The organism is Paraburkholderia sp. GV068 (assembly GCF_003058125.1).
Classification (GTDB): Bacteria; Pseudomonadota; Gammaproteobacteria; order Burkholderiales; family Burkholderiaceae; genus Paraburkholderia; species Paraburkholderia graminis.
This window is the reverse complement of sequence record NZ_QBUB01000012.1, coordinates 114,907-128,090: the sequence shown is the minus strand read 5'-3', so window position 1 is coordinate 128,090 and position 13,184 is coordinate 114,907. Positions and strand designations below refer to the sequence as shown.

At 64.3% G+C, this 13,184-nt stretch carries 6 protein-coding genes; 4 read left to right on the top strand and 2 right to left on the bottom strand.

The genetic code is table 11. The annotated features are described in order from the left end of the window. The first annotated feature begins 30 nt into the window (after positions 1-30). The 4 genes from gcvP to C8K18_RS23135 all read left to right on the top strand — a co-directional run bounded on the left by gcvP (position 31) and on the right by C8K18_RS23135 (position 7,550). A complete protein-coding gene (gene gcvP, locus C8K18_RS23150) occupies positions 31-2,967 on the top strand; it encodes an aminomethyl-transferring glycine dehydrogenase (protein WP_107710015.1) in 2,937 nt (978 codons plus the stop codon). A 115-nt stretch (positions 2,968-3,082) separates the two neighbouring features. After that, complete coding sequence (locus tag C8K18_RS23145) at positions 3,083-4,213, top strand: alginate lyase family protein (RefSeq protein ID WP_006050860.1); 1,131 nt, start codon at positions 3,083-3,085, stop codon at positions 4,211-4,213. A 29-nt stretch (positions 4,214-4,242) separates the two neighbouring features. Then, the gene (locus C8K18_RS23140) at positions 4,243-5,631 is read left to right on the top strand and encodes an L-serine ammonia-lyase (protein WP_107710018.1); all 1,389 of its coding nucleotides are present in this window, start codon (positions 4,243-4,245) and stop codon (positions 5,629-5,631) included. A 200-nt stretch (positions 5,632-5,831) separates the two neighbouring features. Beyond that, complete coding sequence (locus tag C8K18_RS23135; protein WP_053858899.1) at positions 5,832-7,550, top strand: thiamine pyrophosphate-binding protein; 1,719 nt, start codon at positions 5,832-5,834, stop codon at positions 7,548-7,550. A gap of 82 nt (positions 7,551-7,632) precedes the next feature. On the opposite strand, the gene C8K18_RS23130 is transcribed toward C8K18_RS23135, so the two are convergent. Together C8K18_RS23130 and putA are read right to left on the bottom strand one after the other, a co-directional pair. Then, positions 7,633-8,781, bottom strand: coding sequence for a branched-chain amino acid ABC transporter substrate-binding protein (locus tag C8K18_RS23130; RefSeq protein ID WP_107710019.1), 1,149 nt, complete (start codon positions 8,779-8,781; stop codon positions 7,633-7,635). A gap of 168 nt (positions 8,782-8,949) precedes the next feature. Beyond that, positions 8,950-12,897 (bottom strand): trifunctional transcriptional regulator/proline dehydrogenase/L-glutamate gamma-semialdehyde dehydrogenase, encoded by a 3,948-nt coding sequence (gene putA, locus C8K18_RS23125; RefSeq protein ID WP_107710021.1) that lies wholly within the window; start codon positions 12,895-12,897, stop codon positions 8,950-8,952. Between the last annotated feature and the right edge of the window lie 287 nt (positions 12,898-13,184).

Here is a 13,184-nt window from a genome sequence, read left to right as displayed (position 1 = left end):
CGCAAGGACAGCCGCACCGCCAGGAACACCATGAAGCTCGAACACCCGGATCGTCTGATGAACCGCACTCCTCTCTCGCTTGCCGCGCTCGAAGTGCATGACGCCTTCGCCGAACGGCACATCGGCCCGGATGCGGCCGACCAGCAGGCCATGCTCGAAGCGTTGGGCTTCGCGTCGCGCGCCGCGCTGATCGACGCCGTCATTCCGAAGACGATCCGCCGCACCGAGCCGCTGCCGCTCGGTCCGTTCACGCAACCGAAAAGCGAAGCGGAAGCGCTCGCCGCATTGCGCGAACTCGCGGACAGGAACCAGGTGTTCCGCTCGTACATCGGGCAGGGTTATTACAACGCGCACACGCCGACGGTGATTCTGCGCAACGTGCTCGAAAATCCGGCCTGGTACACGGCGTACACGCCGTATCAGCCGGAAATCTCGCAAGGCCGACTCGAAGCGCTGCTCAACTTCCAGCAGATGGTGATCGATCTGACGGGGCTCGCGATTTCGAACGCGTCGCTGCTCGACGAAGCCACCGCCGCAGCCGAAGCGATGACGCTGCTGCAACGCGTCGGCAAGCCGAAGTCGAACGTGTTCTATGTCGCCGACGACGTGTTGCCGCAAACCGTCGAAGTGATAAAGACGCGCGCAACCCCGGTCGGCATCGAAGTGAAAGTCGGCCCCGCAGATGAAGCCGCGAATGCGAACGCATTCGGCGTGCTGCTGCAATATCCGGGCGTGAACGGCGATGTGCGCGACTACCGCGCGCTCACCGAAGCGATCCATGCAGCGGGCGGCCACGTGGTGGTCGCCGCCGATCTGCTCGCGCTGACCGTGCTGACGCCGCCGGGCGAGTGGGGCGCGGACGTGGCTGTCGGCAACACGCAGCGCTTTGGCGTGCCGGTTGGCTTCGGCGGTCCGCACGCGGCGTATCTCGCCGTGCGCGATGAATTCAAGCGTCAGATGCCGGGCCGTCTCGTCGGCGTGACCGTCGACGCGCAAGGCAATCCCGCGCTGCGTCTCGCGCTGCAAACGCGCGAACAACATATCCGCCGCGAGAAGGCGACGTCGAACGTGTGTACCGCGCAAGCGCTGCTCGCGATCATGGCGAGCATGTACGCGGTTTATCACGGCCCGCGCGGCCTGAAGACCATCGCGTTGCGCGTGAACCGCATCGCCGCATTGCTCGCGGAAGGCGCGAAGCAGCTCGGCTACACGCTCGTCAACGAAACGTTCTTCGACACGCTCACGTTCGACGCCGGCGCGCGCACGCAGGCGCTGCACGACGCGGCCAACGCGAAGCGCATCAACCTGCGCCGCGTGAGCGATACGCAAGTCGGCGTGTCCTTCGACGAAACGACCACGCGCGCCGATCTCGCCGATCTGCTCGCGGTGTTCGCGCAAGCCGCGGGCGCGCGCGATGTCCCGCAAGTCGACGCGCTCGACTCTGCGCTGACCGCGTCGAACACCGCATCGGTGCCGGCATCGCTCGAACGGACGAGCGCGTACCTCACGCACCACGTGTTCAACCGTCATCATTCGGAAACGGAAATGCTGCGTTATTTGCGCAGCCTGTCGGACAAGGACCTCGCGCTCGACCGTTCGATGATTCCGCTCGGCTCGTGCACGATGAAGCTGAACGCGACCTCGGAAATGCTGCCGGTCACGTGGCCCGAGTTCGGTCAGATTCATCCGTTCGCGCCCGCTGAGCAAACCGTCGGCTACCGCGAAATGATCGATCAGCTCGAAGCGATGCTGGTCGCGGCAACCGGCTATGCAGCGGTGTCGCTGCAGCCGAATGCCGGCTCGCAAGGCGAGTACGCGGGCCTGCTGATTATTCACGCGTACCACGCGTCGCGCGGCGAAGCGCATCGCAATGTCTGCCTGATTCCGGCTTCGGCGCACGGCACGAACCCGGCGTCGGCGCAAATGGCGGGCATGCAGGTCGTGGTGGTTGCGTGCGACGCGCAAGGCAACGTCGACATCGAAGATCTGAAGAAGAAAGCCGATCAGCACGCCGACAAACTCGCGGCGATCATGATTACGTATCCGTCGACGCACGGCGTATTCGAGGCGAACGTGCGCGAAATCTGCGAGATCGTGCATGCGCGCGGCGGCCAGGTGTATGTGGACGGCGCGAACATGAACGCGATGGTCGGCCTGACGGCGCCGGGTCAATTCGGCGGCGACGTCTCGCACCTGAATCTGCACAAGACGTTCTGCATTCCGCACGGCGGCGGCGGACCGGGCGTCGGTCCGGTCGCGGTCGGCGCGCATCTCGCGCAGTTCCTGCCGAATCAGATTTCGTCGGGCTATGAACGCGCGCCGAACGGCATCGGCGCTGTGTCGGGCGCACCGTACGGCTCGGCGTCGATCCTGCCGATCTCGTGGATGTACATCGCGATGATGGGCGCGAAAAACCTGACCGCCGCGACCGAAACCGCGATCCTCAATGCGAACTACGTCGCGAAGAAACTCGCGCCGCATTATCCGGTGCTGTATTCGGGCCCCGGCGGACTCGTCGCACACGAATGCATTCTGGATTTGCGTCCGATCAAGGAAACGAGCGGCATCACCGTCGACGACGTCGCGAAGCGCCTCGCCGACTACGGCTTCCATGCGCCGACCATGAGCTTCCCGGTGCCGGGCACGCTGATGGTCGAGCCGACCGAATCGGAATCGAAGGAAGAGCTCGACCGTTTCATCGAAGCGATGATTGCGATCCGCGAGGAAATTCGCGCGGTGGAAGAAGGCCATTCGGACCGCGAAGATAATCCGCTGAAGCACGCACCGCACACGGCCGCAGTCGTGATCGCCGACGACTGGAAGCACACGTATGCGCGCGAAACGGCGGCGTATCCGCTGCCCACGTTGATCGCGAAGAAGTACTGGCCGCCGGTCGGCCGCGCGGACAACGTGTATGGCGATCGCAACCTGTTCTGCTCCTGCGTGCCGGTCGCCGATTACGAGTAAGCGTTGCCTTCGGCGCGCGTTACCCGTGCTGATAGACGGGCGGCGCGCGCTTCTGTCGCTTCAGGCCGCAAACGGCTAACATCACACACCAAATCAGCCCAACGAGGAGTTTCGCATGGTGCGAAAGGTGCGATTGATGCAAAGCCTGGCCAAAGCGACGCGCATCCATATGCGGCGGCAAGCGGGCGCCATGCTGTTCGCCGGCGCCGCCGTGTTGCTGCCGCTGCGGCACGCGCACGCCGCAATGAATTTTTGCGCGGCGCCCGCGTGGCAAACCAGCGAGCGCACGAACGCCGATCCCGGCGTGAAGGCGTTGGTGAGCAATGTGCAGGCGCATCTGAACGACCGGCCGCACGCGCAGGCCAAGCTGCACACCGAAGGCACGCTGCCGCACGAGGGCATCTACGATCAGAGCGTCGAGGCGGAAAAAGATCTGGACTTGCTGCGCGACGCCGCGCTCGCGTGGCGCGCAACGAGCGACGACCGCTATCTCAAGCTCGTCGATCGCTTGCTGTACGCGTGGGTCACGACTTATCAGCCGAGCTTCAATCCCATCGACGAAACGCATTTCGAAGGGCTGATTCTCGCGTATGACATGACCGCGAGCGCGCTGCCCGTGAAAACGCGCAATGCGTCGATGGCGTTTCTGACGAAGCTCGCGAACGGCTATATCGCGCAGATCGACGAGCAGCCGCGTCCATTGAAAGGCAATTACCGGAACAACTGGCAAAGCCACCGGATCAAACTGATTGCAATGGCCGCTTTCACGCTCGACAACCGCAAGATGATCAACGCGGCGCAGCGTCTCTTTGTCGAGCATGTCGGCGACAACATCGAGCCGGATGGTTCGACCGTCGATTTCGCCGAACGTGATGCGCTGCACTACGTCACTTACGATCTGCAGCCGCTGGTCACGGCCGCTGTTGCGGCGCGCCGCCACAACCGCAACTGGCTGCCGGAGAAGGGCGCGAACGGCGCGTCGCTGCAAGCTGCGCTCAACTGGCTCGCGCCGTATGCGGCCGGCAGCAAGACGCACGAGGAATTCGTGCATTCGAGCGTCGCCTTCGACGCCAAACGTCGCGAAGCCGGCTTGCCCGGCTACTCGGGTCAATGGGACCCGAAGAACGCGACGGAGCTCTTTCATCTGGCGGCGCGTCTCGACGGACGCTATACGCCGATCGCGCTGCAGCTTGCAGCAACGCCGCCCGCATGGCTTGCCGTGTGTTTGCCGATGCCGGCGCGCTAAACCAACATTTCATCAGCAGGGAGCAGTCAATGGCAGTCAGTGTGTTCGATCTCTTCAAAATCGGCATCGGTCCGTCGAGCTCGCATACGGTCGGGCCGATGCGCGCGGCGCTGATGTTCGCGCAAGGGCTCGAACGCGACGGGCTCCTTGCGAACACGGCCTCGGTGAAGGTCGATCTGTACGGCTCGCTCGGCGCGACGGGCAAAGGTCACGGCACGGATCGCGGCGTGATGCTCGGTCTGATGGGCGACGCGCCCGACACAGTGAATCCCGACACGATTGCAGAGCGGCTCGAAGCCGTGCGCAGCACCCGCAAGCTGGCATTGCTCGGCACGCATGAAATCCCGTTCGTTCAGAAGGACCACATTTCGTTTTACCGCCAGGCGCTGCCCGAACATCCGAACGGACTCAAGCTGCGCGCGTTCGACGCGAACGGCGAGACGTTGCGCGAATCGACGTATCTGTCGGTAGGCGGTGGATTTGTCGTGACGGCCGGCGCGCCGAACACGAAAGTGCTGGCTGCCGTCGATCAATTGCCGCACTCGTTTCGCAGCGGCAACGAGTTGCTCGCGCTGTGCGAATCGACCGGTAAAAGCATTGCGCAATTGATGTGGGACAACGAGCGCGTCTGGCATACCGAAGAAGAAACGCGCGCGGGCCTGCTGAAGATCTGGAACGTGATGCAGTCGTGCGTGTCGCGTGGTTGCGGCATCAACAATCCCGACGCGGACGGCAATTTGCCGGGCCCGTTCCAGGTGAAGCGCCGCGCACCGCAGTTGTATCGTGCGCTGTCGGGCAACCCTGAACTGGCGTTGCGCGATCCGCTTTCGATGGTCGACTGGATCAACCTGTATGCGATCGCCGTCAACGAGGAAAACGCCGCGGGAGGGCGCGTCGTCACCGCGCCGACCAACGGCGCGGCGGGCATCATCCCGGCCGTGCTGCATTACTACACGCGCTTCATGCCCGGCTCCAATGAGCAGGGCGTGATCGACTTCCTGATGACGGCGGCGGCTATCGGCATTCTGTACAAGCTGAACGCGTCCATCTCCGGCGCCGAAGTGGGGTGCCAGGGCGAAGTGGGCGTCGCGTGCTCGATGGCCGCGGGCGCGCTCGCTGCGGTAATGGGCGGCACGCCGAGGCAGGTCGAGAACGCGGCCGAGATCGGCATGGAACACAATCTCGGGCTCACGTGCGATCCGGTCGGCGGCATGGTGCAGATTCCGTGCATCGAGCGCAATGCAATGGCATCGGTGAAAGCGGTCAACGCGGCGCGCATGGCGTTGCGCGGCGACGGCAGTCACTACGTGTCGCTCGATTCGGTCATCAAGACCATGCGCGAGACCGGCGCGGATATGAAGACGAAGTACAAGGAAACCTCGCGCGGCGGTTTGGCGGTGAATATCGTCGAGTGTTGATGGGCGATTCGATGATCGCGGCGTATCGAAACGCGGGCTCTTCGGCCCGCGTTTTTGTTTGCGCATTCGCGGGGCCATGTCCGCGGCGTGACCATGCATTGCGCTGCGCCGTGACACTGCACACGCTGTCGGCGTAAGCTGTCGGGGCTCACTTGCACTCACTGCACTCACCGCACTCACTGCCTGGAGGCCCCATCGCAATGTCGCTGCCGAATGCTCCCGTTTCCGATTCTGCCGCCGCTCGAACGACCGGCGCGCGCCTCGTCGTCGATGCGTTGCTCACGCACGGTGTCGAGCGCGTTTTCTGTGTGCCCGGCGAGAGCTTTCTCGCGGTGCTCGACTCACTGCACGACGAGACCACGCGCATTCAGACGATTGTCTGCCGCCATGAAGCGGCGGCCGCGAACATGGCCGAAGCGGTCGGCAAGCTGACCGGCCGGCCAGGCGTCGCGCTCGTCACGCGGGGACCCGGCGCGACGCATGCGTCCATCGGCGTACACACCGCGTTTCAGGACTCGACGCCGATGATTCTGCTGATCGGCCAATGCGCGCGCGAGCATCTCGACCGCGAAGCGTTTCAGGAGATCGACTATCGGCGCATGTTCGGTCAGATGGCGAAATGGGTCGCGCAGATCGACGATCCGAAGCGCATTCCCGAGTATCTGAGTCACGCGTTTCACACGGCGACATCCGGGCGTCCTGGACCTGTCGTGCTGTCCTTGCCCGAAGACGTGCTGAGCGATGCATGCGACGCCGTGCCCGGCGCGCCGGCTTATCAGCGAGTGGCGGCGTCGCCGTCGGCGGCACAGATCGACAGGCTTCGCGAACTGCTCGAGCGCGCGCAACGGCCGATGGTCATTGCGGGCGGCAGCGGCTGGACGCCCGGCGCATGCGCGGACCTGCAACGCTTTGTCGAGAACTGGCAGTTGCCGGTTGGCCTCGCGTTCCGCTTCCAGGACACGCTCGATAACGAGCATCCGAACTATGCCGGCGATGTCGGGCTCGGCATCAATCCGGCACTCGCGCAGCGTATCCGCGATGCCGATCTGCTGCTCGTGCTCGGGCCGCGACTCGGCGAGGCGACGACGAATGGCTACACGCTGCTCGACATTCCGAAGACCAAGCAGACGCTGGTTCACGTTCATCAGGGCGCGGAAGAGTTGGGACGCGTTTATGCGGCCGATCTGCCGATCGTCTCCGGCATGCCGGAACTGACGGCGGCGCTGGCGGCCTTGAAGCCGTCGGCCGAAACACTCGCATGGAGCGGCGCGGCGGACGAAGCGCATCGCGCGTATCTGGAGTGGCGCAAGCCTCGCCCGATTCCCGGCGATGTGCAGATGGGCGAAGTCATTCAACAGTTGCGCGCGCATCTTCCTGACGACGCGATCCTGACCAACGGCGCAGGCAATTACGCGACGTGGCTGCATCGGCACTTTTCGTATCGGCACTACCGCTCGCAACTTGCACCGACGAGCGGCGCGATGGGCTACGGCGTGCCTGCGGCGATCGCGGCGAAGTCGCTCTATCCGCAACGCGCGGTGGTCGCGCTGGCCGGCGACGGCTGCTTCATGATGGCTGCGCAGGAACTCGCGACGGCGATGCAATACGACTTGCATGTGCTTTTCATTGTCGTGAACAACGGGCACTTCGGCACGATCCGCATGCATCAGGAACGGCACTATCCGAACCGCGTGCATGGCACCGGGCTCACGAATCCCGACTTCGCGGCATTCGCGCGATCGTTCGGCGCACACGGCGAAACGGTGGAACGTACCGAAGATTTTCTCCCGGCGTTGCAGCGTTCATTGGAAGCGAAGCGCGCGGCGGTAATCGAGATTCGCATGCCGCAGGAAGCGAGTACGCCAGGCGCGACGCTCGAGCAGATTCGGGAGCAGGGGAGGAAGTTGCGCGGGGAATAGAGAAAGGCCCCGCCTGTAACCCATAAAAAAACCCCGCCGAAGCGGGGTTCTCACAACGTCACAGCAAGCTGCAAAAAGTAGCTTACTTGCCGCCCACGCTTTGCAGCGTCGTCCACTTGCCGTCGACAACCTTGTACAGCGTGATGCCGCCGTTCTTCAGGTCACCCTTCGCATCGTACGAAAGGTTCGACGACGTCACAGCCGGCATCGACGTCTGGGCCAGCACCGGCAGGTACTTCGCCGGATCGGTCGAATTCGCCTTCTTCATCGCGGCGAACATCGCCATTGCGCCGTCGTATGCGTACGGCGAGTACGTTTGCACGTCTTCGTTGAAACGCTTCTTGTACTTCGCGACGTAGTCCTTGCCGCCCGGCATTTCTTCCAGCGGCAGGCCGGCGAGCGATGCCACCGTGCCGTTCGCCGCGTCGCCCGCGATCTTGATGAACGTCGGCGTGTGGACCATTTCGCCGCCCATCAGCGGCGCCTTGATGCCGAGCGCCTTCATCTGCTTGACCATCGGCGCTGCTTGCGAATCGGCGCCGCCGTAATAGATCAGATCCGGGCTGACCGACTTCACCTTGGTCAGGATCGACTTGAAGTCCACGGCCTTGTCGTTCGTGAATTCGCGATCGACGATCGTGCCGCCCGCAGCCTTCGCCGCCTTCTCGAACTGATCGGCGAGACCCTGGCCGTAGGCCGTGCGGTCGTCGATGATCACGATCTTCTTCACGCCCAGCGTCTTGACCGCGAACGCGCCGGCAACCGAACCTTGCTGCGTGTCGGACGTCATCATGCGGAAGGTGGTCTTGAAGCCTTGCTGCGTGTACTCAGGTGCCGTCGCCATCGCGATTTCGGGGATGCCCGCGTTCGCGTAGATGCGCGATGCCGGGATCGTCGTGCCCGAGTTGAAGTGGCCGAGCATGCCCTTGATGCCGTCGTCCACGAGCTTCTGCGCGACGGTCGTGCCGGTGCGCGGGTCAGCCTGGTCGTCGGCGGCGTCGAGCACGAAGCGAACCTGCTTGCCGCCGATCACCGGCTTCGTCGCGTTCATGTCTTCGACAGCCAGCGTGATGCCGTTCTGGAAGTCCTTGCCGTAGTGCGCCTGCGCGCCCGTCATCGGGCCGGCGAAACCGACCTTCACGTCTTCCGTCGATTGAGCGTTGGCCGTCCCCGCCACCGACATCGCCGCAGCCAGCGCTGCGCCTGCCAGCAGTGTCATCTTGTGTTGCATATCTTCTCCTTGGTACCAGGTGTGGATGGAGCGGTTTCCGGGATCGCCGTTACCGCTTCCGTTTTGATGACCGCCCCCAAATCCTGGCGCTTCGCACCAGGCCCCCCGAGGGGGTGCAAGAAAACTTGGGGCGGCCCGGCGTTTTCCTGCGCGATCGATGAGGTTCGCTCAACCGATCGTCATCAAATTCGCATTACCGCCGGCGGCTGCCGTATTCACGCTGACCGAGCGCTCCGTCAACAGACGTTCGAGCGCGTAGTCTTCGTCGCCGTTTTCGAGCGCGCGTGACGCGACGCCTTGCACCGATACGATCGGTCCCGGGCGCTTCGCCACTTCCTTCACGAGCGTGAGCAGTTCGTCGCTATCGCCTTCGAACAGGACCGCGTCGAACGGCGTGTCGGCATTCTTGCGCACGCTCGCATGAGACTTCAGCGACGCCGGCAGTTGCGCGACCAATTGTTCACCAGCGGCGCCTTCGAACAGCGCACGATTTCCCGTAGCCAGCACGGCCGCGAACTGCACGCGCGCGCCGCTTGCGGTCGACGCGATGCACAGCACCGTGCCGCGTGCGCCCAGCGTGTACGTGTTGCGCTCGCCGGTCGGCCCGGTCAGCACCGCCGTTGCACCGGCCGGCATATGCGACAGATAACCGTCGCAGCGCGCCGCCAGTTGCGGCTCGCGTTCGGCGATCAGCCAGTCGCGCAGCGCGGTCAACGCGGTCAGCGCGGCCGACGGATTGTCGCTGTTTTCCGGGCGTTGCGGTACATCGGCGACGAGCGCCTGCGCGAGCGAGTTCGGCAAACCAGCGGGGCGCTTCGCGAGCAAGCGCTGCAAATACAGCGCGCCGCCGGCCTTCGGACCCGTGCCCGACAAACCTTCGCCGCCGAACGGCTGCACGCCGACCACCGCGCCGATCACGTTGCGGTTCACGTAGATGTTGCCGACATGCGCGCGGCCGATCACATGCGCGATGGTTTCGTCGATTCGCGTATGGATGCCGAGCGTCAGCCCGTAACCCGTCGCGCGGATCTGTTCGAGCAGGGCGTCGAGTTGGCTGCGGCGATAACGCACCACATGCAGCACCGGGCCGAACACTTCGCGCTTCAATTCGTCGATGCTGTCGAGCTCGATCAGCGTCGGCGGGACGAACGTGCCTTGCGCGCAATTTTCCGGCAACGGTAGTTGTTCGACCTTGCGGCCTTTTTCGCGCATCGCGGCGATGTGCGCGTCGATGCCACGCTTCGCTTCCACGTCGATCACAGGGCCGACGTCGGTCGACAGCCGATCGGGATTGCCGACCGTCAGCTCACGCATGGCGCCCGTCAGCATTTCGAGCGTGCGGTCCGCGACGTCGTCCTGCAAGCACAGCACGCGCAGCGCGGAGCAACGTTGGCCGGCCGAATCGAACGACGACTGCATCACGTCCGCCACCACCTGTTCCGCGAGCGCCGACGAATCGACGATCATCGCGTTCTGACCGCCCGTTTCGGCGATCAGCGGAATCGGCTTGCCTTCGGGATCGAGGCGGCTCGACAGCGTCTTGTTGATGAGACGCGCGACTTCCGTCGAGCCGGTGAACATCACGGCACGCGTGCGCGCATCGGCGACGAGTGCGGCGCCGACCGTTTCGCCGTCGCCCGGAAGAAGCTGGACGGCGCCCGCAGGCACGCCTGCTTCCCGCAGAATCCGCACGGCTTGCGCGGCGATCAGCGGCGTTTGCTCAGCGGGCTTCGCGAGCACCGTGTTGCCGGCTGCGAGCGCGGCGGCGACCTGACCCATGAAAATCGCCAGCGGAAAATTCCACGGGCTGATACAGACAACCGGCCCGAGCGGACGATGCGTGTCGTTCGAAAACTCGCTGCGAATCTGCGTCGAGTAGTAGCGCAGGAAGTCAATGGCTTCGCGAATCTCCGACACCGCGTTCGCGAGCGACTTGCCTGCTTCGCGCACGACGAGACCCATCAGCGTATGCATCTGCGCTTCGAGCAGATCGGCGGCGCGCGCGAGGCAATCGGCGCGCGCTTCGACGGGCGTCGCCTGCCAGATCGGCGCGGCGGCGACCGCGTGCGCCAACGCGGCGCTCACGTGTTCCGCGCTCGCTTCGACCACCGTGCCGACCAGATCGCGATGATCCGCGGGATTGCGCACGTCGCGTGTGTTGCCCAACGCGATCTGATCGTCGGCGAGCATCGGCGCGGCGCGCCACGGATGATTCGCGCTCGCCAGCAGCGCCGAAGACAGCGACGCCAGACGATGCTCATTCGACAGATCAAGGCCCATCGAATTGAGACGCTCGGCGCCATACAGATTGCGCGGCAGCGGAATTTTCGCGTGCGGCGCGCCGAGCGGGACGATCTTCGACGCTTCTTCGACCGGATCGGCGATCAGGTCATCAATCGCGACGTTTTCATCGGCGATACGATTCACGAACGACGTGTTCGCGCCGTTCTCGAGCAGACGGCGCACAAGATACGCGAGCAGCGTTTCATGCGTGCCGACCGGCGCGTAGACGCGGCACGGACGATTCAGCTTGCCTGCCGAAACCGGACCCGTCACTTCCTCGTACAGCGGCTCGCCCATGCCGTGCAGGCACTGGAACTCGTACTGGCCGGGATAGTAGTTGTTGCCCGCGAGGTGATAGATCGCCGACAGCGTGTGCGCGTTGTGCGTGGCGAACTGCGGATAGACCGCGTCGGGTGCGCCGAGCAGCTTCTTCGCGCACGCGAGATACGACACATCCGTATAGATTTTGCGCGTGTAGACCGGATAGCCTTCGAGGCCGTCCACTTGTGCGCGCTTGATTTCGGTGTCCCAGTACGCGCCCTTCACGAGGCGCACCATGATCCGGTGACGGCTGCGGCGCGCGAGGTCGACAATGTATTCGATCACGAACGGGCAGCGCTTCTGATACGCCTGCACCACGAAGCCGATGCCGTTCCAGCCGGCCAATTCGGGATCGAAGCACAGCGCTTCGAGCAGATCGAGCGAGATCTCCAGACGGTCGGCTTCTTCCGCGTCGATGTTCAGGCCGATGTCGTAGCGGCGCGCGAGAATCGCGAGCGAACGCACACGCGGCAGCAGCTCGCTCATCGTGCGCTCCTGCTGCGAGCGCGAGTACCGCGGATGCAGCGCCGACAGCTTGATCGAAATGCCCGGCCCTTCGTAGATGCCGCGGCCGCCCGCCGCCTTGCCGATCGCGTGAATCGCCTGCTCGTACGACGCGTAGTAGCGCTGCGCGTCGGCCTCGGTCGTGGCCGCTTCGCCGAGCATGTCGTACGAGTAGCGGAAACCGCGCGCTTCGTACTTGCGGCTGTTCGCCAGTGCTTCGGAAATGTTCTCGCCGGTGACGAACTGCTCGCCCATCAGGCGCATCGCCATGTCGACGCCCTTGCGGATCAGCGGCTCGCCGCCCTTGCCGATCAGACGCGTGAGCGCCGACGACAAGCTCGTCTCGCTGTTGGTCGTCACGAGCTTGCCGGTAATCATCAAGCCCCAGGTCGCGGCGTTGACGAACATCGACGGAGCCTGGCCGACGTGCGATTTCCAGTCGCCCTTGCTGATCTTGTCGCGAATCAGCGCGTCGCGCGTGGCGCGGTCGGGAATGCGCAGCAGTGCTTCGGCGAGGCACATCAGCGCGACGCCTTCCTGGCTCGACAGCGAGAATTCGTGGATCAGTCCTTCGACGCCGCCACCCTTGCTCTTGCCGCGCAGCGTTTCGACGAGCTTGCCGGCGAGCGCCTGCACGTCGCCGGCGAGCTTGGCGGGCAGACGCGCCTGGCCGAGCAGGAACGGCACGCATTCCGGCTCCGGCCGACGGTAAGCCGCGGTGATCGCCGCGCGCAACACCGATTGCGGCTGCACGTTCTGCGCGAACTCCAGGAACGGATGCGCGGCGCCGTCTTCGTCATGCTCGACCGCCGCGCCGTCGCCCATCTCGGCCGAACCGGCCGCGCCCGACAGTTCCGGCGGCAATTGGCCTTGTTCGATCTTTTCGAGGTACGCGAAGATCGCCTGCTTGATCAGCCAGTGCGGAGTGCGTTCGAGGCGCGTAGCGGCATCTCTCAGCCGGGAACGCAGGAGGTCGTCGACCTTGACGCCAAGGGTGGTGCTAGCCATGTTTCCTTCTTCGGAGACCAGACGAAATGCTGGTGAAAGACTAAAAGTTGGCCGAATCGTACCCCTCTCAATAAAAAGGTGCAACCGCTGCGCCGGATTGGTTGCACCCGAGCGAAACCCTTATTCGACGCGGGTTTGCGGGCGGTGGCGCCGCAGCCGGCGAGCGCGGTAAGGATCGGTATTTTCCCTGGCGTCATTTCTTTTGCATCAGCCCTTATCAAACCGGACGGCGCGCCGTTAAAGAAGTCATAGCCGGCGCGACGCGATGGCGCGCCAACAACAACGGC

Excerpts from the sequence above, each read along its gene's own strand:
- C8K18_RS23130 (WP_107710019.1), bottom strand. The coding sequence starts at position 8,781 with ATGCAACACAAGATGACACTGCTGGCAGGCGCAGCGCTGGCTGCGGCG.
- C8K18_RS23145 (WP_006050860.1), top strand. The coding sequence starts at position 3,083 with ATGGTGCGAAAGGTGCGATTGATGCAAAGCCTGGCCAAAGCGACGCGC.
- putA (WP_107710021.1), bottom strand. The coding sequence starts at position 12,897 with ATGGCTAGCACCACCCTTGGCGTCAAGGTCGACGACCTCCTGCGTTCC.
- C8K18_RS23135 (WP_053858899.1), top strand. The coding sequence starts at position 5,832 with ATGTCGCTGCCGAATGCTCCCGTTTCCGATTCTGCCGCCGCTCGAACG.
- gcvP (WP_107710015.1), top strand. The coding sequence starts at position 31 with ATGAAGCTCGAACACCCGGATCGTCTGATGAACCGCACTCCTCTCTCG.
- C8K18_RS23140 (WP_107710018.1), top strand. The coding sequence starts at position 4,243 with ATGGCAGTCAGTGTGTTCGATCTCTTCAAAATCGGCATCGGTCCGTCG.